The organism is Actinomadura chokoriensis (genome assembly GCF_039529475.1).
Classification (GTDB): domain Bacteria; phylum Actinomycetota; class Actinomycetes; order Streptosporangiales; family Streptosporangiaceae; genus Spirillospora; species Spirillospora bangladeshensis.
In genome coordinates this window covers 1-1,157 of record NZ_BAAAMW010000071.1, presented here as the reverse complement: position 1 = coordinate 1,157, position 1,157 = coordinate 1, and the positions used below count along the sequence as shown (strand labels likewise).

At 70.9% G+C, this 1,157-nt stretch carries 1 protein-coding gene; it reads right to left on the bottom strand.

Features of this window, described 5'->3' with window-relative positions; all coding sequences use genetic code 11:
- Positions 1 to 143: 143 nt before the first annotated feature.
- A partial coding sequence (locus ABFX46_RS43275) for a phage major capsid protein (RefSeq protein ID WP_346050448.1) occupies positions 144 to 1,157 on the bottom strand: 1,014 nt, incomplete at its 5' end.

Below are 1,157 nucleotides of genomic sequence, written 5' to 3'. Positions count from 1 at the left end.
TGTGTGATGCGGGAGCCGGGACGCAGGTCGCCGTCTGCGCTGTGGTCGGCCTCGGGTGACCGACCGGGCTGCCGACCTTGCTTCCCCTGCGGTGCGGAGATGCCCACACCGAGCGGCGAGGTTGACGCCCCGGCTCCCACGTTCTAGCTGGCCCCGCCCACGAAGTGCTTGACGGCCCCGGTGGTGTCGATGAGGTCGCCGTCGGCGCGCCACAGCACGCGGAAGGTGATCACGTCCTCATCGAATGCGAAGTCGTCCGAGCGCTCGAAGCGGAGGGCTCGCACCTGCCGCACCCAGTACCGCGAGATGTCCCCGAACAGCACGGACTTGGCCGAGACGGCGACGGCGGGAACGTTGGGGTCCACGAACACCGGACGCCCCAGCAGGGTCCCCGCGGCCCCGGTGCCGACCGGGGGCGTGACGTCGAACAGGTACCGATCCTGCTGGTCCTTGAGCTTGCGGACCGCGCCCAGGGTCGAGTTCTTCATGATCCACGCGGCGGCTGACGAGCGCGCGTAGGGCTCGGCGAGGGAGTGCTGCAGGTCGATCAGGTTGTCGGCGGTGAACGCGCCGGTGACGCCCGTTCCGCCGGTCACACCGGCCGTGGACGCCCCGACCAGGCCGTTGGGCTTGCCGCTGCCGTCGCCGGCCATGAAGTGCGCGCCCGCACCGTTGGCGATCGCCTCGCCGGCCTGCTGCGCGAGGTAGCCGACCAGGTCGAACGCGGCATCGTTGGCCAGTTCGTTGGACACCTTCACCAGGAACGCGTACTTGTAGGCGTCGAGCTGCACGCTGCCGAGCGTGGGGTCGGATTCGGCGATCGGGCTCGCCTCCGCGGTGATGGCGGCCGTGCTCTGCGCGGTGCTCTTGGGGACCTTGAGCGCCTCGCCGGTGTCGGTGGTGATGAGCGTCGCGCCGGCGGCGAGGATGGCCGAGCCGTCCACCATGTGCGCGAGCAGCTGCCGGTAGAACGTCGTCCCGGTCATTCCGCTGCTGGTCATGTCGCGCCGCTCGATGCCGGGCTGATGGCCCGACCGCGCGTCGGCGAAGCTGATCTCGATGGGCTCGCGGCTGCGGGTCCGGATGCGGTTCCGGAACTCGTCGGCCAGCATGGCGTTCTCGGCGCTCGCCATGCGGCCCTCCACGGGCTGGCCGCG